Raw genomic sequence first — 21,541 nt, 5'->3', positions numbered from 1 at the left:
CGTTTAATTCTTATTTAGGTTTTTACACCTAGGGCTCGCCAACTCTCGTTATGCCTATATCTTCGAATGATATTGATATCCCGAAACCCTACATTCTCAAACCAGCTATTAATTTCATCGCCCGAGTAGTAGTGAACCAATGGAACAGAAAGACGGTCAAAAGTGTCTCCCATAAGGGCTATGAAGGGATAGTCGTGGTAATACTTGAAGGGTAATTTCTCCATAATACCCTTTGTAAAGTTAAGTTTAGAAAGAAGCATATATGGATAGTGGGAAAAGATCCGAAGCGATAGGGCAATTAGTAAACATAAAACATATAATGCTTTGTAATTCATCCTTGTTGTGAATTTTCTTAGAAGGACAGTCACACTTTCAGAAATACCTTGCCGCGGTCCATAAACCCACGCGAACATAATACCACCCGGCTTAACAAAACGTGCTAAGCTTCGGAATCCAGAAGGAGGGTCAGGCAGATGATGAAGAACTCCTATACTGTAACAAAAGTCAAACGTGTTTTCTCTAAAAGGAGGTTTATATATATCTCCCTGGACTATATGGACATTGTGTAAGTATTTATTATTTTTATAAGCTGCCTCCACTGCCTCACTTAAGTCCAATCCTACCATTTCAGCTCCGTATTTGGAAGCAAAATAAAGATGACGTCCAAATCCACATCCTCCGTCAAGCCCTAATTTTCCTCTAAAAAAATCTGCACCTATGGGTTTGATGTAATCTAAAAAATCTTCCTCATAATTATTGTAAATCTCCCCGAATGTATTCCATTGAAAGCTGAAGCTATCCAGCGTTCTCTTCTTGTCATCATATTTCCTTTGATGCTTTGTAAATCTTCTCGCTTTTAACCCATACCTCGAGAAATAGTCAGAATGATAGTGATAAAGCCTATCAAACAGCGAATCAGGCAACATCCTCGGTATTCCATTTATGATAGGATAATCCCTAAAACATCCATCACAAGTAAGCGAACCTTCTAATATTTCCCTATCTTTAAGTTCTGGACCCTCAACGTCGTATTCTTCTATCTTAAGTGTTGAATTACATTCAGGGCATATCAGAATATTTAGTAACTTAGGATTCATGCTTGACACTCAATAGGACTATTTTTGTTCAATAAGGACTGAAATAGTTCTTCATAACTATTTACTATCATACGCCTGGAGTAATTCTTCATCACAAACTCTCTCCCATTCTGCCCCAGTTTTGGGATGAGTTCCCTGCTATTATAAAAATGTAGAACAGCTTCTTTCAACTTGGAAGGCTCCTCGGGTGGAACTGTAATACCACATTTTGATTCATTTATAATTTCCCAACCCTCTGAACCTTCATCTAAGCTGGCTATTATTGGTACGCCAGCCGCCATAATACCAAGAATCTTGCTGGGCAGTGATACTCTACTCATATTTTTTCTCAATGTAACTAAAGATACATCGGCTGCGGTTAGAAGATATGGCAACTTATCCTGAGCTTGAGTAGGAAGAAATAGTATATTATTCAGAGCCATATCGCTTGCTTTTCCGACTAACTCTTCCTTAATAACTCCTACTCCCACTATAACAAATTTAATATCTTTATAACTCTCTAGATCCTTCGCAACCTCCAATATGATTTCTAACCCTTGGGAATATCCTATTGTTCCTGCAAATTGAACGACGAAATGGTTTTCAAGTCTGTGTTCACACCTAAATTGATTGCGTTCCTTAGACATGGGTTTGATAAAATCCGTGTCAACCCAGTTTGGTATCTTTTTTATCTTATCTCCATTTATTCCATTACCTTTTATCTCTTCTGAAAATCTGTCACAAATAACAGTGATGCAATCAGCTTTACTGTATACAAAATTTTCTATTTTTTTAAGAATGTGGAAAACAAAGCCTTTTTTTAATTTTCCAGCTATAACGGCAGACTCTGGAAAGAGGTCCTGGACGTTATATATGGCTTTCCCTCCCTTTATTCGAGCTATCAAATAGCCAGTAATACCTAGAAAAAGGGGAGGTGAGACAGCTAGAACGACGTCGAAATTCCTAGAATCAAAGAAGGCCGTGAAAAAAGACGATACAGTGAATGATGAATAGTTGGCGATCTTGACCAAAAATCGCTTTGACTCTGAAACAAAACTGTAGCTTCGCTTAATCCTCACATTATTGATTTCTTCTGAGCACCACAGTTTGCCCTTATATTGTTCCGGAACCCTCTCTAGTCCATGAGAAGGAATACCAGAAATCACGTGCACTTCATTCCCCTTCTCTGCGAGGTCTTCAGCCAGGTTTGTTACTAAAGGCGCATTGCCAGTAATTTCTGGGAAATAGGCCAGGCTTAGAATTAAGATCTTCATTTATTAACAGCTCGAGTTTGCTTATTTCGAGTAGTAATTAATACTTGCTTTTGATGACGGATGTAAATTGTATTCTTCCCACAATATACCAATCTATTTTTTCATCTCACTTGTCCTTATTTTTTCACATATCAATAACTTGATTTATTTTATACAACTTGGATTATAGAGAATTTACTACTCAGCCCATCAGAGAACTTTTAGGAAGTCTTGCTATCCTTTTCCACAAAACAGTTTCCTATAACGAGTACATCCATCTTTGTTCTTAAAAAGCACTCTATTGCTTCCTGTGGATGGCAAACTATGGATTTATTTTCATTTACTCTGAGAGCAGTTCAGAGTAAAGTTTTAATAATTTCTTTCTTTCCGATTCCCAATTATATTTTTCCAAGAAGCCTTTTCTTGCCCGCTGTGACATATGATTCCTCAAATCGGGGTTCACCATCAGTTTTTCTATTGCTTCCGCTATATTTTCTGGTGAAGTTGTATCAACCAAGATTCCAAATCCTACACTATTAACCAACTCACGATACAGTGGAAAGTCTGGGGCTACTACAGGCAAGCCACAAGCCATATATTCAAATACCTTATTAGATAAGCAACTCATATTATTTGGATACGGTAAATATGTGACTACTCCAATATCCGCTTCAGATAAATACTCCTTTATCTTTTCGTATGGAACTGGGGCAAGAAGTTTAACTCTTATATCTAAATTTAGTTTTTTGATTAACGATTGCATTTCACTTTTAAATTCAACTGTCTTTACCTGTCCAATTAGAATAAGTTCCAAGTTATTATGGTTTCTCCGAACCACATGAGAAAAAGCCTTTATTAGCTGCAATAATCCAGTAGGTTCTCTCATCTCACCCGGATATATTATTATTATTTTATCGCCCTTTTTTTCCACTCGTTTGAAATCAGAAAACACACTGAGTAATGGTAAATTCTCTACCCTCTCAGTCCTACCAACCATTTGAATATAGCGTTCGCCTACTATAGGGGTTGTGTAAATTACCGCACTTAGCGAATGGACAAAAACAGGCTCTATAAGCTCAAGGCATTTTTTTAGAATCGGTCGTAATTTTTTGGGAATCCAGGGTTTATCCATTATCGCATTAGGGTGATGCTCATGCACATCATAGATTACAGTTTTTCCAGTCCATTTATTTAATAACCATCCCACAGGTAGTAATTCCGGGTCATGAAAGTGATAAATATCAGCCTTTTGCCTAAGAGCTAATCTGAATGCAGTAATAATGCGCATCATCCTGAGGGCTCTATTATGCGATTTTGGTAAAGGAACAATTTCAATACCATCAACCGTTTCACTTCCGTCGTGTGGTGCAATAAGAACTACACTATATCCCGCTTCCACTAAGCTCTTAGCTTGCCTATGAAATATACGCACATCGAATGGAGGATGTACCGTAGTAATAATACAGCAGCGCTTTTTCATTTTTATTCTTATTCACTATTGAAAGGAGGGTGATAATAAAGGACGAGAGCGATCTTCGTCTCTATTCTCTAACAAATTCTCATAGACTTTTATTAAATTCTTCGCACTTTTTTCCCATGTAAAGTGCTCATGGATTAGCTTCTCGGCCGCTAACCCTAGCTTTGAACATAAATCCTCGTTTAGTAGCAAAGTCTCCATGGCTTGGGCTAGTTGATCGACAATTAGAGGCTCTACTAAAATCCCAGTCACTCCATCAGAGACAATCTCGGGTATACCACCAACCCTTGTGGCTATAACAGGCTTTCTGCAAGCCATAGCTTCCAATACTACGTTCGGCAGTCCCTCTTGGTAACTGGGTAGCACAAATATGTCTGAAGCATTAATCCATAAAGGAAGCTTCTCATGAGGTACATATCCAGGCAAAAGAACCGAATCATAGAGATTTCTACTTTTAATCTCCGCTTCAATTTTATCTTTACAATCACCAAATCCTATCATAATCAAAAATGAGGAGGGGTCGTTTTTTTTAATCTGATGAAACGCTTTAACTAGTTCCAACACGCCCTTACTTGATATGATATGCCCAACAAAAAGAAAAATTTTTCTATCCAATAGCAAATTTAGTTTTTTTCTTGCCACTGCCTTGTCAATGTAATGGAATGAATCTACATCACAGCCATTATGGACAACTTCAACTGGGTATTTAACTCCGTTGTTTAATACAATATCGCGGAGAGAGTTACTAACTGTAATGATTTTACTACAACTGCTTATAACTTTCTTAAACGATAGGTAACACAAATGATTCTGAAAAGGTGCTAGATAAGTGTCTCCACCCCTCGCGGAACACACAACTGGTATATTTAACTTCTTTCCAAGTAAAGTAGCACAATATCCATCGGGTATGATTCTATGGGCATGGATTATATCGAATTTAAACTTTTTGTGTAATGACGATATTAAGTTTTTACAACCCAAATACATAGAGAATCCCTCCCAAGGGTATACCCATTTCCCACCAGGTGTCCGAAAATACCTAGGATGGAAAACTGGAATGTCAAAATAATACTCCTCTTTTGGGATATTTCTATAACCATCCCATCGCTTTCTCCAGCAAAGCAATCCAGGAACCCAGGGAATTGGAGAAACTACAACAACTTCACTCCCTTGCTGTATTAGACTTTTTACTTGATTGTGGATGAATATACCCAAGTTGGGCTTTACGATATTTGGATACATAAAAGCAAAAACTAGAACTTTAAGTCCGTGCATAACCCTCCTTTTTGATATTACGAATAATGGGCGCTAAGACAAAAAACAGCCATAAGTACTTTATATAAGTGTCAGTGCCGGACAAGCCGTGGACTAATAAAGCGGTAAACGCCGCCAATGAAGCTAAGCAAAAAAGTTGTAAATCTACTTGTTTTAATTTGATGTAATGCCACATATCTCTGTAAGAGCGATAAACTAGAAGTGAGAAAAAAGTAAATCCTATAAGCCCTGTCTCAACTAGCATCTGGACAAACATATTGTGGGCGTCCCTTTTAGTCCAAGAAACCCTTTGGAAATTATTTAATCCCATCCCCGTGAGAAGTGAATGGGGATGCTCTAAGAATATATCAACACTCGATTTTATAACTATAATCCGATTCTCTGCAGATTGATCTTTCTCATGAAATGTTAAATTTACAAGTCGGTCATAAACAAAACCAGGTGCAAGCTTAAGGAAAAACATTAGGGCAAGACCTATTATAATAGGTAATGATAAAAAAGCGGTAAACTTAAGGCCCTTAAGCTTTAGGCTATAAACTACTATAGCTATCCCTAGAGCTAGCACGCCTGAACGAGAGAGCGTAAAAAATATAGAAGCGGTGGAACACCCTATAAGAACAATTATTAAAATTCTTAGAATCAAATTCCTAGTCATTGAAAAACAATAGAGCAGAAAACTTGTTGAAATGACTAAATACATTGCAAAATGATTAGGGTTTCCTGTAAATCCTGCAACCCTCACACCTTCTTCTTTATATTGATGAACTAAACCAAAAGATTGCGATCCCTCTAAGATACCGGTATCAAAGATGTAATACTGCATTAATCCTACCAAACCGGCTAAACCACCCGAAAGCCCTATTGCCAATCCCAGATTCCTAATATGTTTAGGAGAACGAATCACATCTATTAAGAAAATACAAAGTGCTATTAAAAGTATAAATCTTTGAAAGAAGAGTAAACTTGACGGTTTATCTATAGAGAAAACAAGCGAGAGTATTAAAGCGAACGCAAGGCCAATTAAGTACCTTTCTTGATCAGTTTTAAAAGAAATACGAATCAATTCTTTTTTTACGGCTTTACGTGCAAGCCAGGAGATACAAAATACCAAAGCTATAATTTTGAAAATGGGATAATTTACTAAATATTCGAATGGTATAATGAAGAATAACAACATTAATCCTACTAGTGGATTAAAAAATATCACCGCAAATAGAACTACAGCCAAAATAGCCAGCATAATCATAAAGGTAGAGGAGGTAGCAATCAGGTAAGATACCAACCACGAGAAGAGTACCAAAATAGGAAATAGTGCTAATAACTTTAAATTTCCCGTTTTGTTGTAACTACTTACCAAAAATTTCATGATCGGAAAAAAGGAAGGAAGATGATATTAGGATAAAGGCGACATAAGTTAAATCTGGCTATTTGATTGTTCAAAATAGCAAAAAAGGAACCTAGAGTTCAAAGGTAAATAGTTTTTCTATCATGTACCTAGAGGTTCAGGATATGATTTCAACTGATGATCGAACCATATAGAGGTAAAGATATAAGACCATAGAAGATTAAGGTGTTTGTTGTAAAGATGCTTGCCATTGATTATTGCATTAAAGAGATTATGCATTACATGCGGGTAAACAAAATCATTCAAGGGATTATTAGCTTCAAAAACTATATCGTTTATATATTCGTTCACGGTGTTATCCCTAAATATTTTTTCTATAGGTGGACTAAAACCAGATTTAGGTCTGTATATCATTTCAGAGGGAACATCCCGCAATAGTAAAGATTTTAAAATTCCTTTATTTTCTTTTGATTCACATGGACTTACCATAAGTTTGTGGCCAGAAGTAATGCATCCTTCACTTAAAAATGGGAAATAAGGTATCATCCCACGCGAGCGAATCGGGTCGTAATCTTTTGCAGCAAAAATACCTACACAGATATGTATAAGATCAACCCAAGAAATTTGCCCTCTGTCCTCAAAACCTTTAAATACAGCTTGCAGATAATTCTTTTGAGCACAAATCACGTCCTCTAGGGTTTTCTTGTCTGCTAAAAATGCGATTCCTCCAAGCCTATTTTGTGCGATTACATGGAACTGAAGCGGTGGGATTTGCAGGCTTTGATTAAACGCCCCTAATAATCTCGATAGCCGATTGGGGCTATAAAATATCGTTTCAAACCTATATAACAAAGCAAGAAGTTTTCTAATTAATACAGGGATCTGATAAATACGATTCGTGCGTTTCCAATATTGGGTACCCATAAAGATACCATCCGAACCTGTACCATCAACAACCCAACTGCGTACATTCAAAAGACTTGTCGCATAGTCTGCGACCAGGTTTGTTGGTAATGTAGAATAGTCACCGAAAGGAAAAGTATAATCTTTACCGATATTGCAGAGCATTTTAGGTACTAATGAATATTCAAATGGGAATACCGCTATGTTATAACCCAAATGTGCAGCCATATCACGGGCAAGTTTTGCCTCTGGATCAGTAAAGCCAGAACCAAAAATTGGTGTAAAATCACAGTTAATCAATTGTATATCACATCTACCCTGGCGTTTGGCTAAAGCTGCTAATAAGCCCGAGTCGACCCCACCACTAAAGAGGAGTGCAGAATTCGTCGGAATTTTATTTATCTCATTTTTAATCGCTTCCTCCATTATGTCTTCCGGCGAAGTGGATATCGAGGTGGACTCATGAAGTGCAGCTATCTCATTGGGTATACACTGCTCTCTAAGAGTTTGTCCATCAAACCTTACCAGATGACCAGATGGAACGCATTTTATATTCTTGAATAAAGTATATGGAGCTGATACAGCTCCGAATTGGAAGATAGAATAAAATCCGGCAGGATCCAAGTTACACGTATTCTTTGGCATCAATAATCTAAAATCGTTACTAAAAACTATTGAATCTTTCTTACAACAATAATAAATTTGACCGACAGAAGTAAGCCCACGCCATAGACATATATTCTGTCCATCCGCGCTAAGAACAATCCACATTGTTCGCCAGTCGAACGAAGTTAGAGCTCTGTTGTAATTTTCTTCAGTTAATAAATACTTTAGAGTCCAAATCCCCTCCTTTTCCTTGACTGCAACACCACAACATGAGTTCATAGTATTCTTTGATAGTTGTGAGTCAGAGTCAGAATTCGAATTGATTGAAGCAAAGAAAACATTCTTCTGTGAGTTGATACACCATTTCTTTATGCCAATAGTGAGATTTAACCACGAGGCATGAAGCTTTGCCCTCTTGAGCCAATACTTAGAATCTCTATCACAGCCTATATAAAAAAGGAAGAACACTTAACTCTCTAAATTTATGGTTTGTTCCATCAACGTGAGGACCAGGAATAAACTTTGCTAATAAGATTGTTAAACATATTCCCGAATGTTCTCTAAGTTAAAATACTTCTTTGTAGGAAAATCATATATTTACGGAGTAATTACCAAAACAAGCAGCTCTAATGAAAATAAAAGTCAACTTTCTCGAGAAGACCAACAATTTTATTTGAAGTTTCTTTAAAATCCGCTGAATCTATAGGTTAAAATCTCCAGAATAAACGTCCCTTAACTTAACATTAAAAGATGGTAAGATCCTCCGTCGGTTTCGCTTGTTGTCCCGATCAGCACCTAACGTAAAGCTTAACTAAAGTATGCTGTTAAGAAATAGATGCCATGATAGTCTGAATTTGCCAAAGATTTTACAGAAGCTGTTCCACAGTATATAAAGAAATCAGCTTCTTAAGGCGCCATCCTTTTTAGTTCCCAAAAATCTATATCCCCCTGAATATGCCCGATACCCTCTCAACAATTGCAGTAGACCTGACGACAATCGATTTAATAAGTTAGGATTACTAAATTTATCATCGATTCGTATAAATCGACCAGTTTGTTTATATATGGTGTTACCTTTTCTAGTATAATAAAAGCCCTGAAATCCAAACTTTGGGTATACAGATAAATATCTGATACCAAATCGATAAAACCACGATAAAACTTCAGCGATACTATGCTCAGATTTATGAGGATGTGCAAATTCGTCATAAATCCGCGCAGCATTACATCTTTTCAAATAACCTGGGAAAAGCTTTTTGGCGAGGTCCACCCTTTTATGGATATCCTCCCCTGCAAATATATTAACAATCCCCCTTCTAAGATTCGGAATCATATGGGCGAAGTTGTTATAAACAAACAAAATTATATATCCATTTGGTTTTAAAACTCGTACTAATTCAGAGAAAGCCTTCTCAGGGTAAAGTGTATGATGTATGACCCCCGAAGACAAGACGATATCAAATTGATTATCCTCAAACGGCATATCCAAAACAGAAGATTTCATAAAACTAATGTCATATCTAAATTCATGTTTTCGAGCCTGCTCATTAGCGACCTTTAGGGAACTATCTGCTATATCAATTGCAGTTACTTTTGCACCTTGTAACGCCAAATACATGCTTTCTCTTCCCGTTCCACACCCAGCATCTAAAACTGATTTGTCTTTATAAACAGAATAGCCATGACCGTTAAAACCTAAAATTAAATCAATAAATTGCTTCTGGCTAACATATTCATCATCAAGGGGATTATCACCATAGTCTGGAAATGGTAATTGGTTGTACATTCCCACAATTTCTTCCTCTATACCCATATTGTTCCTCATTGTTACTATGTCTAGGGAAATGAGCCTTTATTCAGTTGCTATAGAATAAGTCTAACGACTTCCCTTGGTTCTCGTTCAATAGATAATAATTAAGCAATATGAAAATCTCTTCTCCAGTTTGATTTACAAAATTATTATGTCTATCAAATTTCTTAATTTCTTTTATCATAGTATGTTTATACACGTTAAGCGGGGAACAAAAACCCATTTTTCTTCTATTAATAATTTCTTTTGGAAGATAATTCAATGATATTCTTTTTAGAATTTTTTTAATTTTCTTTTCGTTTATTCCCGATTTTAACGAAAATTTAATTTTATTCAGTTCATTAACTATTCTATAATCTAAGAACGGAACTCTCACTTCAATAGAATACCTCATAGACATCCTGTCGACACGTTGTAATAAGCCAGACAAATAGCATTTCTGCTCATAAAAAATTACTTTGTTACTCATGCTTAATCTTTTTGTTTTGTTAAGTAAATGTATCCTATCATCAGAAATGCAACCATTGATGCCCATAATCGTGTTTACAATTTCACTTCTTAGATGGGCATTATGAAGCAAAGTCAATTTAAGTAAAAAGGGATATTCTTTAAACACAGGATCATCAAACTTATTAAGATTTTTAGTTATAATTTTTTCCCCTATGTTCTTAGTGAACGGAAATAATGATATTAAATTGTAAAAATTTACGAATTTATTATTACCATAACCCCTGAACACTTCATCAGCACCTTCTCCGCTCAAGAGTACAGTTATCCCGAAATCTTCCTTTATATGCTGAAATAATATTTGTTGAGGGATTGAATTTGAATGAAATAAAATCCCATCGTTATAAAATTGGGATGACTCGATCAAACCAAAAAAATCATTTTCATTATATCTTATAGTATGATGGTTGCTTTTAATAAATTTACCCAATAATTCGGCGTAATAACTCTCATCTCCTGGCAAAACAGTACCGTTTTGCTTTTCAGGTGCTATTGAAAATGTATTTAATTGATTTTCTTCAACGAAATGATTGGCAATTGCTGACATTAAACTTGAGTCGATTCCCCCAGAGTTTAATGAACCCAAAGGAACTTCTGATACCAGTCTGATCTTTACTGCATCGTTAATAAGATATTCTATATATTCATAATCAATTTCGCTCGACTCTTCAATTAAGGTATCTTCCAATTTGTAATATTCTCCGGTCCTTATATTTTTAGAATTGAGTGAGATTATTAAGTAGCTCCCGGGATGTAATTCAAATACATTTTTGAAATAAGTTTTGCCTCCTGGTTTAGGTCCAAATACGAGCGCATCCCATAATTCACCATTATCTTTCTCTAAATTAAAATCGTGATAGAAGCCCTTTAATTCAGATGAAAATGCAAATGTTTTATCATCTAGAAAATAATATAATGGCTTTACTCCCATTCTATCTCTGGCTAAAACAAGGTCGTTTTTTCTTTTATCCAATATAGCGAATGCCCACATTCCATTTAATTTACTCAAGCAATCTACTCCCCATTTATCATAAGCATATAATAATACTTCCGTATCACACTTCGTTTTAAATACATAACCAAATTTAATTAGCTCACTCCTTAACTCCAAATAATTATAAATTTCACCATTATAAATTAAGATAAGGCCGCCATCGTTACTAAACATTGGCTGCTGGCCATTCTCAATATCAATGATTGACAATCTCCGATGGCCTAGACCTATATTCTTTTCTAAATGATACCCTTCTTCATCAGGCCCTCGATGAATCATAGATTGTGTCATTCTTTTTAGCACAATTTCATTGACCTGAATATTGGGATCGAAATGATAAATACCTGCAATGCCGCACATGGCTCTAAGATAGTTCTTGATTAAATTAATTAAATTTCTAACAATTTGTTGAGTCTAGGGAAATACACAACAACTAAAAGATTTCTTATTAACAGGAAGTTACATAGGGATATTTTGATGAAGTAAGAATTGTGAGAAATTCTATATTGTCTTCTCATATTTAATTTATTGTGCTTAAATTATAAAAAAACAATGATTATAATATGTCGGACTTAATTGAAACTGTTAAGTATTGTGGACATTAGTTAATATAACAATTCGGTCCACCATTTTAGCAACTTAAGATACTAATTTAAAAGACATAGTCTTCAATTGCTTTTCTGAATTCTCCTCCTAGTAGGGTTATGTTTTCACTTCCTAATAATCAATCCTACAACCGACATCGTAACTCTACTGAAATTATTGGAATTATGGGATAGCACATCCATTTACACCTACATTCAACCTTTCATGTACGTTAGTACAAGAACTATCAGGGAAATTTAAATCGTCATTGACTCCTTTTACAGTTGCACCACAAGGAAATTGCCCCGTAGTCTGATTCCAAAGTTTTTGGTCAGTTAAAATTCCATCCTCATATCTATAGACGATATTAGCACCTATATCCTCACCATTCTTGCCTACCCCTTTCATCGGAGAACTGTCGGGAATGAAAACGATGCAATTCCCTAGTTGAGGATTTATTGATTGCTTGTTTGAAAAAGAACCATAAGCATGACTTGTTGCTGGACTATAATTTGTATGCCAGTTATAAGCATTCGTATATTCCATATCCCAACCACCCAGTATAGGCCATGGACTGCTAACAGAAAATCCTTGAAATGCTGGCGTTCCCCCAACACTCAATATATTTTCTCCATGAAATGAAGTATTAGATGGTTGTCCATTGGCACAGGCAGCGCATCTGCCATCAAGTGATAATCCCCTAGCGGTAGGAACTCCAGTTGCATCAATAATACTCACATTTTTCATTTGGGTATTGACAGCCCCTTGCTGTAGGTAACCCCCAAAACCTCCCCTATCGTAATTACTGTATGATACAACATTTTCAATTATTGTATCCGTTACCAACCTGTCTGAAACGTTTCTACTATCAAGCCTGTAGCCATTGATGTTTGTATTTATGGCAATACTTCCTATTATCATATTGTTTTGTGCGGTACTATGTATCTGCATTCCTTGCGAACCACAGGCTATACAATTCGGATTTTCATGATTGCCTTCAACTATTACGTTCTCCATAATGCTGTTGCTTGTACCGTAAAAAACCACTGATACATCGCCTACATCTTTAGAACCTCCCGGTATTGGTTCAAAACCTCTAGCATTAGCGTACAGCCTTCTAAATGTGCATCTGCGTGATTGAAAACAATTCAATAAGTGCCTTATAGCATAATAGAACTCAGAATCTTCAACTAGGATGGTATCACTTTTGCTAATGGCAAATAAAGCTGCATTAACTGAATAGCGATTGTGCTTAGCTACCAGTAGTCTTTTAATTTTTATATTATCATTATGTAAAATCCAACCCGTGGGCACTTGCTTTGTTGTTGGTGTGTCATTGCCCTCAAGCCTTAATCCTTCTATGTTCCAATAAGAACAATTTTCCATTCTCAACGCTTCCACACTACCATCAGAACTTAAAAATGCCTGACGTTCGTTTTCAGCTTTAACTGTAATTGGGCTTCCTGCTGAACCATTTTTAGCATTAGAAGCACAATTTACATAGGGTAAACCCGTAGTGGTTTTTGTATAAGTACCAGTTTTGAGAACCAGGGTAACTCCAGGCTGAAGCTTTGGGATGGCAAAACTGAAAGTTTTCCAGGGCCTATCTGAGGTTCCGGGATTTGAGTCTGATCCGGTTGGGGATATGTAGAATGCTGATGAAGGCGTTTCGGAATTTACCTCGTTGTTGATATTAAATTCGCCATTGTTGTTATATGATCCACAACTGGAAGTATCTAGAATCAGCACACTAGTTAGTAAAGCAACCTTGATATAAATCTGATTGTATTTCCCCTCATTTTTATTACCGAGTATTCTGAGAATATTTCGAACCAATATTGAAAGCTTTTCCATTTTCTCCACTTTTTTAAACTGAATTTTACGTTCAACGGAGAGGTATGATTTAAACCTTTAGTTGATATGATCTTGGGACGTTTTTTATGTCAATATTTTAATGCAGCCAAAATTTGGGTAATCCTTTCACAGGCCCTTCCATCTCGAAAAAGATGTGGCCTGCAACTACTTGGACTAAAGGTTTTGCCGGATTCTATGACTCGAAGTGGCTGATTCCCCACCAGGCAAGACTAATGTTCTCCTTGCCGCCTATTCAGAGTTAGGAAAATCCCAAACTTTATATCCGCCGTAAGAAAAACGGTAAAACAGGCAAGATGACCAATTGGGCCTAATATAGCAGGGAAAGCTATAAGTGGCCTTCGTTTACCAATGGAGACACCACGACATGAAGATAATAGTGAGCAAGCTTTTGATATTCATAAATAGTTTGTTTCCAATCCCTTCTTACCTTCCACCACTTTTTAGGCTCAAAGGTATCATATTTAGAGGGTCTGGTTATTATTTTTATCTTTGTTTCATCATTAACGAGGCTGAAGATCTTAGTTGCCCTAGTAGTATGTGATTTAGAAGTGACAAGGATTATGGATTTGAGGTTCCTCTTTTTTAAAAAATCATATATGACTTCCATTTCACTGTAAGTGTTATCACTCCTCTCATCAATAATAAATATAGACGTAGAAGGCACCCCTAATTTTACAGCAATCATTTTATTCAGATCGTGCCCCTCAGGAATCCGAAGGCCTAAATTCAGTAATCTGTCATAGCCTGTGGACTTTTCTTCCTTTGTTAAAATTATGAAAGGTGCATATCCTTGTTTAAATATATCAACAGCTTCTAAGACCCTATCAGGTACAGAACCAGCTAAAACAACAATTGCATCGGCTCGTTCAAGTGGGTCTTCCGTTATAAGATAACTTCCCAAAGATATTAAAATATAATTGTGGTAAGAAATAATCAGACCAGCAATTATAAATATCGGTACAACAAATTTATAAAGCCAACCCCTTTTCTCGAAGCTGACTTTATTTGTGCTCATCTAGTAATTTATCGTTATTGAATAGAATGAGCTTGAAAAAGTTATAAGCTACCGTTTTCACTGAAGTATTCCATCGTTTTAGTCATACCTTCAATAAAATCAACCTTTACTTCATACCCTGACAACCTCCTGGCCAAAGAAATATCCGCTAGCGTATGGCGCACATCCCCTATCCTCGGTTTAGTATGGTAAAATTTCAATGTTTTCTGCGAGATATCACTAATAACTTTTCCAATATCCAATACGGAATAATTCCTACCGCTGGCAATATTAACAATTGAACCATTTGTTTTAGCGATTTTAGTCGATAATAAATTAGCCTCCACAACATTACTAACATATGTAAAATCTCTAGACTGAAGTCCATCACCATGGATAATTAACGGTTCGCCATGTAAAGCAGATTGGATAAATTTCGGGATAACGGCTGAATATTCAGAATGAGGATCCTGCCTTGGTCCGAAAACGTTAAAGTAACGGAGGCTTATAGTTTCCAACCCGTAGATTTTACTAAATACGGAGCAGTAATATTCTCCGACAAGCTTCGATACAGCATAAGGGGAAATCGGGTGTGGGTGTTGGTCTTCTAACTGGGGCAAATGATTAGAGTCGCCATAAACCGAGGAAGATGAGGCGTATACAAATCGTTTGACTCCTCTATCTTTAGCCGCTAACAACAAGTTTAATGTTCCATTGACGTTAGCTTCATTAGTGGCACATGGATCATCTACTGACTTGGGTACTGAGCGCAAGGCAGCCTGATGGAGTATATAGTCAACTCCATCGCAAGCTTCACGGCAAATATCTAAATCCCTTATGTCACCTTCGATTAACTCTAGAGAGTGTTCCACTAAGCCATTAGGCAAATCGGGAAATCGGAGATTATCCCGGTTTCCCGTTGAGAAGTTATCAAGCACTCGAACATATTCACCCCTTTTTAAAAGTTCCTCCACTATGTGAGATCCTATAAACCCTGCTCCACCAGTGACCAAATATTTAATCATATTTTTTTTATAACTTATTTATATTAATGGACGAAAATCCACTTGTCGCATTCCTTGTGTCTAGTATCAGGTCGGAGCTTTCAATAACTAATTCCCAGTCATACAAACTATGATCTGTAAGAATTAATACGCAATCCATTTCTTTCAGTAATTCGTTATTAATATCTTCAACGGAGCGCCAATGTGTACCTGAAAAGAAAAATTCAGGTACGTGAGGGTCGTGGTATGTTATCTGGGCCCCTTTTTCTGATAGAAGCTTAATTATTTCTAGAGCTGGTGATTCACGTATATCCCCAACATCTTTCTTGTAGGAAACCCCTAAAATAAGTATCTGTGAACCACTAATGGATTTTTTTACGCTATTGAGAACTTCGAATACACGGCCTACGACATATTCTGGCATCTTACAGTTGATTTCATCTGCAAGCTCTATAAAATGTGTTCGAAAGTTAAACAGCTTGGCCTTCCAGGAAAGATATAGCGGATCTACCGGGATGCAGTGCCCTCCAATCCCGGGACCTGGATAAAAAGGGGTGAAGCCAAAGGGTTTGGTAGCAGCAGCATCTATTATCTCCCATACATCAAGACCCATCCTATGGCAAAGCTGAGCAAACTCATTTACAAGTCCGATATTTATTGCACGAAAAGTATTTTCAAGTAGTTTTACGACCTCAGCCGCTGTAACTGAAGAAACAGGGACTACCCTCTCCGAAATAATTTCATAAAGCTCAACTGCCCTCTTCGTACACTCTTTAGTTAATCCACCTACAACTTTAGGAGTGTTTTTCAATGTATACTTTTTGTTTCCAGGGTCAATCCTCTCGGGGGAGAAGGCCAAAAAGAAATCGCGCCCAATTTTTAATCCATTATTTTCAAAAGTAGATCTAAGCACATCTTCGGTCGTGCCTGGATAAGTAGTGCTCTCAAGTACAATAAGCATTTGAGGATGAATATATTTAGCCACCTCATCTGATGCAGAAATTATATAAGTAATGTCAGGGTCTTTAGTTTTACTGAGTGGGGTTGGGACACAAATGATCACAGCTTCGACATCTGATAATACAGAGTAATCAGTCGTGGGATAAAAGAGCTCCGAATTTCTCACAAGATCTTGGTCAGAAACATCCTCAACATATGACTTTCCATTCCTTAGCTTATTAACCTTTTGGACATCCTTATCTATACCCATAACCTTCACACCCTTTTCTGAAAAAGCCATGGCAAGGGGAAGACCTACGTATCCTAGACCGACTACCGATATAGCTTTAAATTTGTTAGCCATTTTATGAGACCTAATATTTAATCTATTTATTTACTTACAATCCTGTCCCACGTATACAATTTTTTATTTGTCGCTCCGCAATCTCACTTACATATATAGTGAAATCCTTGGATCAACATCAATTAGAAAATAATCATTTTTTTGCGGGATATAATCAATTGGACATTAGTTTGATAATTGAATGCTAATTAGTTTTACTTTCCAAAAAAGATAAAACTTTATTCTGGATTTTTGATATTCAAATAGTTAGAGAAGGAGATTTAATAGCCTAATATCTTTTTCATAATATGTAAAAATTAATGAAAAGCCGCATAATTAATTTGACCTTTCTTGACAAGCATATTATCAAAAGCAGTTCGAGTAGTAGAAGTCAAATTTATTTCAGTGATTTTAAACCCGGGCCACTGCTCGTAAAACAGAATCTAGTTTCTTCACAATATTAGGCCAGGAATATCCTCCCAATTCTTTCGCTTTCAGAGTCTTACGTTTAAACATCAGATCAGAAAGAAAAGATGCAATTCCATCAACATTGCTACCTTCAAAGCATTGCACCAATCCCGTGGTCTCACTGATAGTTTCAACGTCACTCCCAGTAGGAGCAATCATTAGTATGGGGGTACCCAAACCCAGAGGCTCAAACACTTTCCCAGTCATAATTCCCTTATCCTCGATTGTAGCTTCCTCTTTTACTGAGGTAATAACCACCGCAACCCCAGCCCCTCGTACAGCAGAGAGGACTTCGGCCCGCGGAACCCTTCCATGTATAATAACCCGTTCTATGACATCAAAATGATTAGCCTCTTCCAAGATGTGATTTTCTTGACCACCATAGTGGTGGAAATACCACTCTTTGCCAACCACGGTCTCTTTGAGACGTCTTAACGCCGCCATCACGGGTGATATAATCCTCTTTGGCAGATAGAATTGCCCAGAGTAAACGATTGCGAAATGGCCAAAGTCGTATGGTACTACATCTGTAAGCTCCTCCGGATCAAAACCGTTTGTGACCACATGCAGCTTCGATCCTAGGTTGAAACGATGATTCAGTAGCAAAGCCCAAGAGGGAGAAACAATAGTCACTGCTGCACTTGCTTTAAGTAGTCTTTCTTCTTCTCGAATCGTAGATCGCCAATTTCGACTAACCACGTGAGGATTCCCAGTCCAAGGATCTCGGTAATCCAAAACGTATGGTCGATCAAGCCTGCGCGATAGATTATTGGCTAATCTGAATGCCGAAAAGGGGGAACCAGTAGCAAGTATCACGTCCACATCTTTTGCAGTTAAATTAGAACAAGCCATCTCAGCGGCATTAATCCATCCGATTTCTCTTTCAATGCTACAATAGCGTGCTACTCTTCGTAAAATTGCCCCAACAAACCAGCGAAGCCCTAGGTCCCAGTAGTTCAAACGACCTCTAATAAGAAACCGCCACTGATGATTAGTCAGGATACGTCGTATCCCTTCTTGCCTTAATTTTGTAGTCATACCATCGGGGTTCTGCAGTTTCAAAATGGAGGGATCTGGAGTAACTACGGTTACATCCCAGCCCATCCTTGCCAGGTACTTTGCAATATTCCAGGTCCGGACACACCCGGCGGCGTTTTGCGGTGGGAAAGGGTAAGCCAAGAAAAGGAGTTTTGGGCGGCTATTAGTTAAACCCTTGCTAACACTTTGGAACTGGGGAGAATATGTCGGGATTACATTCTGATCTGTGATTCCTCTATTGTCCATATTACTCCTCAGTAGACATTTTCAACGACAGATAAGTTTCCTCTAAGTAAATACATTAGCAATTCTAATCCGTATCCATAAACATCGTAGATTAAGTAACTGTGAGACAGAATAATCCAAGCGAAACTGAAGAAGGAATGTGGCCTAACAAAGGTAACCCTGCTATCATATACGCATTAACACGTCAACGATGCGTACCGCGGCCTTTCCATCCCAGAGTTCTGGAATTGTGATGTTGTGACCATTTCTATTCAATTCTGATTGAATTTCAGATCGTATTCTGGCTGGTTGGTTACCAATGACTCGATTTGCTCCTGCCGCGACGGTAACAGGTCTCTCGGTATTCTCACGAAGAGTTATGCACGGTACTCTAAGAACCGTTGCCTCCTCTTGCAAACCTCCCGAGTCCGTAATAATCAATCGGGCCTGCCGATTCAGAGTAAGCATGTCTAAGTATCCAATGGGATCGGAAAGTTTTAGACTACTACTACTCTTAACACGACTTAATAGGCCATCCTGCTCCAATACCTTACGAGCCCGCGGATGGATGGGCCAAACAATCGGCAACTCTTCTGATAGCTCTACCAAAACATCAACGATTCCCCTAAATATCTCAGGATCGTCAACGTTGCTCGGCCGGTGTAAGGTTAAGGTTGCGTAGTTCTGAGGAACTAACCCGAATCGCTTTAATGTGTCTCGGTTATCTGTCCTTGGTAGTTGTGAAATAAGGCAATCTATCATTACATTACCAACAAAATGGATCCTCTCTGGAGAGATACCTTCATCTAGAAGGTTCTCGTCTGCATTACGGGAGTGTGTGAAGAGGAGGTCTGAAACCGCATCTGTCACCACTCTGTTTATTTCCTCAGGCATAGTCCAGTCTCGGCTCCGGAGACCTGCCTCTACATGAGCTACGGGAATATTAAGTTTCTTTGCAGTGATTGCACAAGCCATAGTAGAGTTCACGTCACCTACTACTACAACAAGATCTGGCCGTTCCTCGATACACACAAGCTCAAAAGCCATCATCACCTTCGCTGTTTGCTGCGCGTGACTTCCCGATCCTACCCCCAAATATCGATCTGGTTGTGGAAGATCAAGGTCATCGAAGAAATAATCAGACATCGCCACATCATAATGTTGGCCAGTGTGGGCCAGTCGTGTGATGAATACTTCGGGACGCTTTTTTAATTCCTTCAATAGCGGAGCAACTTTCATAAAGTTCGGTCTCGCCCCAGCCACAAGAAGTACTTTTTTGGAATGCTTCATGTTGTGCTCATCATCTTTATTTTTCCATTTTCCCTTTGTCTCATTGCTCTCTCGCTTATTTCTCTGTAAGTTCTTGCCAGTGCCCCGGGCATCCTGGCAGAACGGGCTTTAAGAATGTTTAGTTTTTGGCTGTTGTAGCGTATTTGATTAAATTCTACTATTATACCTTCGGTAATGTCTGCCAACTCTGAATCGTTATCAAAAAGGTATCCAATCTCACCGTATTTATTAAACAAATCATGAAAGATAGGAATTCTTCTTGCGATTATGGGTTTACCCCAAGCTATGGCATCCATCAAAACTCCACTTGCAGTCAACTCGTATTGTTCCATTCGGTGGGGAAAGATAGCAAAGTGAAGCTGCTTCACTCGCTCAACAAAATCCTTACGGCTTAACCGCTCAAAGCAGGGCTTAATCGCTAAAGCGTCTAGTTCCTTAACTGGAGCCTTACCATTTGGAAACATACCTATGGCATGAAATTCCGCTTGGTTTCTATAGATTCTGCTTACTTGCGTCGCAAGCTTAACAAATATTGAAAACCCCTTTTGTTCATTCGCCAGTCCTAAGAAACCAAAGCGTATTGGTTGACTCAATTCAATTGCTACTGATTCTCGTTCGTTTGGAGGAATTGGGGCTTCCAATACTTCCACTTTACCAGCCAAAAATGGGGTGCTTTCCAAAATAGCATCGCGTATGCCCTTTTCCAAAGCCAGGTACTGAATATTGCTTCTACCGAAGATAGTAAGAGCAGTCCTCATGTCTTGAACTCTACGAATTGGATGTCTAGGGCGCCTTTTATTTAGACAAGAAACATTGCTATGCAACACTGCCTGTATGTATAAATCGTTAGGCATAACTCCTCCGATTCCTCGTAATACCTTTAAAGCAGCCAAAGCAGACGGGGTGATTGAAGTAAAAACAAGATTCCTGTAAGGATTCTGTTCTAAGGTTCGCAAAAGATTCAATAGGATCCTCACTTCAAGAATAAAGCGTTTGGTATATCCCGCTTTCCGCTCCGGAATTGAAATCGGTTGCCATTCAATAGAGGAACTAGTTGACTCGCCAAGCTGCTTTTGAAGTCCTTCGATGTGGGTCCTTTCACCGGAAAAAGAAACTCCCTCGTTTGGAAAGCCTTTCCTTATTATTTCTAACATTCCAGCGTTGAATGGAGCGTGTTCACCACCCCAACATACAGGTTCGCATACGAGAATCATTTCTGGTCAGAACCATAATTAGAGATAGTCATTTATTTATATACACTCCCAATCGAAATCCAGACCAACATCTCTCATCCTTTTTTCCAACAAATATAGTCTTTCTAAAAGGAAAATCGAGCGCTCGGCTCGTTTGAGACCAGCAATTCCAGCTATGTTCAGGAAAATACTCTGCCTTTTTTGTAATAGAGATAGCCATTTCTTATCACAAATTACAGGAAAAAGCTCTCGTGCCCACTTTTTTGTGCATCGGGCAATACCGGAAGGTTTGTGTTTCTTAGGGTACAAATCATAAGAACGGGGGATCCTGGCTATTTTTG

At 37.9% G+C, this 21,541-nt stretch carries 17 protein-coding genes; all 17 read right to left on the bottom strand.

Annotation, left to right across the window (positions count from 1 at the left end; genetic code table 11):
• Positions 1–14: 14 nt before the first annotated feature.
• On the bottom strand, positions 15–1,097 hold the full coding sequence (locus VGA95_07225; protein ID HEX9666338.1) for a methyltransferase domain-containing protein: 1,083 nt from the start codon (positions 1,095–1,097) through the stop codon (positions 15–17).
• Positions 1,094–2,350: a glycosyltransferase family 4 protein gene (locus tag VGA95_07220; protein HEX9666337.1), complete on the bottom strand. Its 1,257-nt coding sequence runs from the start codon at positions 2,348–2,350 to the stop codon at positions 1,094–1,096. The genes VGA95_07225 and VGA95_07220 overlap by 4 nt, the downstream gene beginning before the upstream one ends.
• 200 nt (positions 2,351–2,550) lie before the next feature.
• On the bottom strand, positions 2,551–2,655 hold the full coding sequence (locus VGA95_07215) for a hypothetical protein (GenBank protein ID HEX9666336.1): 105 nt from the start codon (positions 2,653–2,655) through the stop codon (positions 2,551–2,553).
• Between the two features lie 14 nt (positions 2,656–2,669).
• Positions 2,670–3,809: a glycosyltransferase family 4 protein gene (locus tag VGA95_07210; GenBank protein HEX9666335.1), complete on the bottom strand. Its 1,140-nt coding sequence runs from the start codon at positions 3,807–3,809 to the stop codon at positions 2,670–2,672.
• Positions 3,810–3,824: 15 nt separating this feature from the next.
• On the bottom strand, positions 3,825–5,081 hold the full coding sequence (locus tag VGA95_07205) for a glycosyltransferase family 4 protein (protein ID HEX9666334.1): 1,257 nt from the start codon (positions 5,079–5,081) through the stop codon (positions 3,825–3,827).
• A complete protein-coding gene (locus tag VGA95_07200) occupies positions 5,068–6,447 on the bottom strand; it encodes an O-antigen ligase family protein (GenBank protein HEX9666333.1) in 1,380 nt (459 codons plus the stop codon). The genes VGA95_07205 and VGA95_07200 overlap by 14 nt, the downstream gene beginning before the upstream one ends.
• Positions 6,448–6,567: 120 nt before the next feature.
• On the bottom strand, positions 6,568–7,755 hold the full coding sequence (locus VGA95_07195; GenBank protein ID HEX9666332.1) for an asparagine synthase C-terminal domain-containing protein: 1,188 nt from the start codon (positions 7,753–7,755) through the stop codon (positions 6,568–6,570).
• A gap of 1,078 nt (positions 7,756–8,833) precedes the next feature.
• Positions 8,834–9,748, bottom strand: coding sequence for a class I SAM-dependent methyltransferase (locus VGA95_07190; protein HEX9666331.1), 915 nt, complete (start codon positions 9,746–9,748; stop codon positions 8,834–8,836).
• 43 nt (positions 9,749–9,791) lie between these two features.
• Positions 9,792–11,606: an asparagine synthase (glutamine-hydrolyzing) gene (gene asnB / locus VGA95_07185; GenBank protein HEX9666330.1), complete on the bottom strand. Its 1,815-nt coding sequence runs from the start codon at positions 11,604–11,606 to the stop codon at positions 9,792–9,794.
• Between the two features lie 408 nt (positions 11,607–12,014).
• On the bottom strand, positions 12,015–13,685 hold the full coding sequence (locus tag VGA95_07180; GenBank protein ID HEX9666329.1) for a hypothetical protein: 1,671 nt from the start codon (positions 13,683–13,685) through the stop codon (positions 12,015–12,017).
• A gap of 346 nt (positions 13,686–14,031) precedes the next feature.
• Positions 14,032–14,721: a YdcF family protein gene (locus VGA95_07175; GenBank protein HEX9666328.1), complete on the bottom strand. Its 690-nt coding sequence runs from the start codon at positions 14,719–14,721 to the stop codon at positions 14,032–14,034.
• Between the two features lie 41 nt (positions 14,722–14,762).
• On the bottom strand, positions 14,763–15,725 hold the full coding sequence (locus tag VGA95_07170; protein ID HEX9666327.1) for an SDR family oxidoreductase: 963 nt from the start codon (positions 15,723–15,725) through the stop codon (positions 14,763–14,765).
• Positions 15,726–15,732: 7 nt separating this feature from the next.
• Positions 15,733–17,007 (bottom strand): nucleotide sugar dehydrogenase, encoded by a 1,275-nt coding sequence (locus VGA95_07165; GenBank protein HEX9666326.1) that lies wholly within the window; start codon positions 17,005–17,007, stop codon positions 15,733–15,735.
• 390 nt (positions 17,008–17,397) lie between these two features.
• Complete coding sequence (locus tag VGA95_07160; protein HEX9666325.1) at positions 17,398–18,738, bottom strand: glycosyltransferase; 1,341 nt, start codon at positions 18,736–18,738, stop codon at positions 17,398–17,400.
• A 165-nt stretch (positions 18,739–18,903) separates the two neighbouring features.
• Positions 18,904–20,007 carry a UDP-N-acetylglucosamine 2-epimerase (non-hydrolyzing) gene (gene wecB, locus VGA95_07155; protein HEX9666324.1) on the bottom strand — a complete coding sequence of 368 codons (1,104 nt, stop codon included), beginning with the start codon at positions 20,005–20,007 and terminating at the stop codon, positions 18,904–18,906.
• The gene (locus VGA95_07150; protein HEX9666323.1) at positions 20,004–21,221 is read right to left on the bottom strand and encodes a glycosyltransferase; all 1,218 of its coding nucleotides are present in this window, start codon (positions 21,219–21,221) and stop codon (positions 20,004–20,006) included. Before VGA95_07150 ends, wecB begins: the two co-directional genes overlap by 4 nt.
• 36 nt (positions 21,222–21,257) lie before the next feature.
• The coding region (locus VGA95_07145; GenBank protein HEX9666322.1) for a hypothetical protein at positions 21,258–21,541 on the bottom strand (284 nt) is incomplete at its 5' end.

The organism is Thermodesulfobacteriota bacterium, assembly GCA_036397855.1.
Classification (GTDB): Bacteria; Desulfobacterota_D; UBA1144; order Nemesobacterales; family CSP1-2; genus DASWID01.
The sequence above is the reverse complement of the archived record's forward strand: the minus strand, read 5'-3'. Positions and strand labels throughout refer to the sequence as shown.

Bases quoted from the DNA above. Each gene is read 5' to 3' on its own strand.
- VGA95_07200 (HEX9666333.1), bottom strand. From the start codon at position 6,447: ATGAAATTTTTGGTAAGTAGTTACAACAAAACGGGAAATTTAAAGTTA.
- VGA95_07195 (HEX9666332.1), bottom strand. From the start codon at position 7,755: ATGGAGGAAGCGATTAAAAATGAGATAAATAAAATTCCGACGAATTCT.
- VGA95_07220 (HEX9666337.1), bottom strand. From the start codon at position 2,350: ATGAAGATCTTAATTCTAAGCCTGGCCTATTTCCCAGAAATTACTGGC.
- VGA95_07190 (HEX9666331.1), bottom strand. From the start codon at position 9,748: ATGGGTATAGAGGAAGAAATTGTGGGAATGTACAACCAATTACCATTT.
- VGA95_07205 (HEX9666334.1), bottom strand. From the start codon at position 5,081: ATGCACGGACTTAAAGTTCTAGTTTTTGCTTTTATGTATCCAAATATC.
- VGA95_07225 (HEX9666338.1), bottom strand. From the start codon at position 1,097: ATGAATCCTAAGTTACTAAATATTCTGATATGCCCTGAATGTAATTCA.
- asnB (HEX9666330.1), bottom strand. From the start codon at position 11,606: ATGTGCGGCATTGCAGGTATTTATCATTTCGATCCCAATATTCAGGTC.
- VGA95_07165 (HEX9666326.1), bottom strand. From the start codon at position 17,007: ATGGCTAACAAATTTAAAGCTATATCGGTAGTCGGTCTAGGATACGTA.
- VGA95_07160 (HEX9666325.1), bottom strand. From the start codon at position 18,738: ATGGACAATAGAGGAATCACAGATCAGAATGTAATCCCGACATATTCT.
- VGA95_07175 (HEX9666328.1), bottom strand. From the start codon at position 14,721: ATGAGCACAAATAAAGTCAGCTTCGAGAAAAGGGGTTGGCTTTATAAA.
- wecB (HEX9666324.1), bottom strand. From the start codon at position 20,007: ATGAAGCATTCCAAAAAAGTACTTCTTGTGGCTGGGGCGAGACCGAAC.
- VGA95_07150 (HEX9666323.1), bottom strand. From the start codon at position 21,221: ATGATTCTCGTATGCGAACCTGTATGTTGGGGTGGTGAACACGCTCCA.
- VGA95_07210 (HEX9666335.1), bottom strand. From the start codon at position 3,809: ATGAAAAAGCGCTGCTGTATTATTACTACGGTACATCCTCCATTCGAT.
- VGA95_07170 (HEX9666327.1), bottom strand. From the start codon at position 15,725: ATGATTAAATATTTGGTCACTGGTGGAGCAGGGTTTATAGGATCTCAC.
- VGA95_07180 (HEX9666329.1), bottom strand. From the start codon at position 13,685: ATGGAAAAGCTTTCAATATTGGTTCGAAATATTCTCAGAATACTCGGT.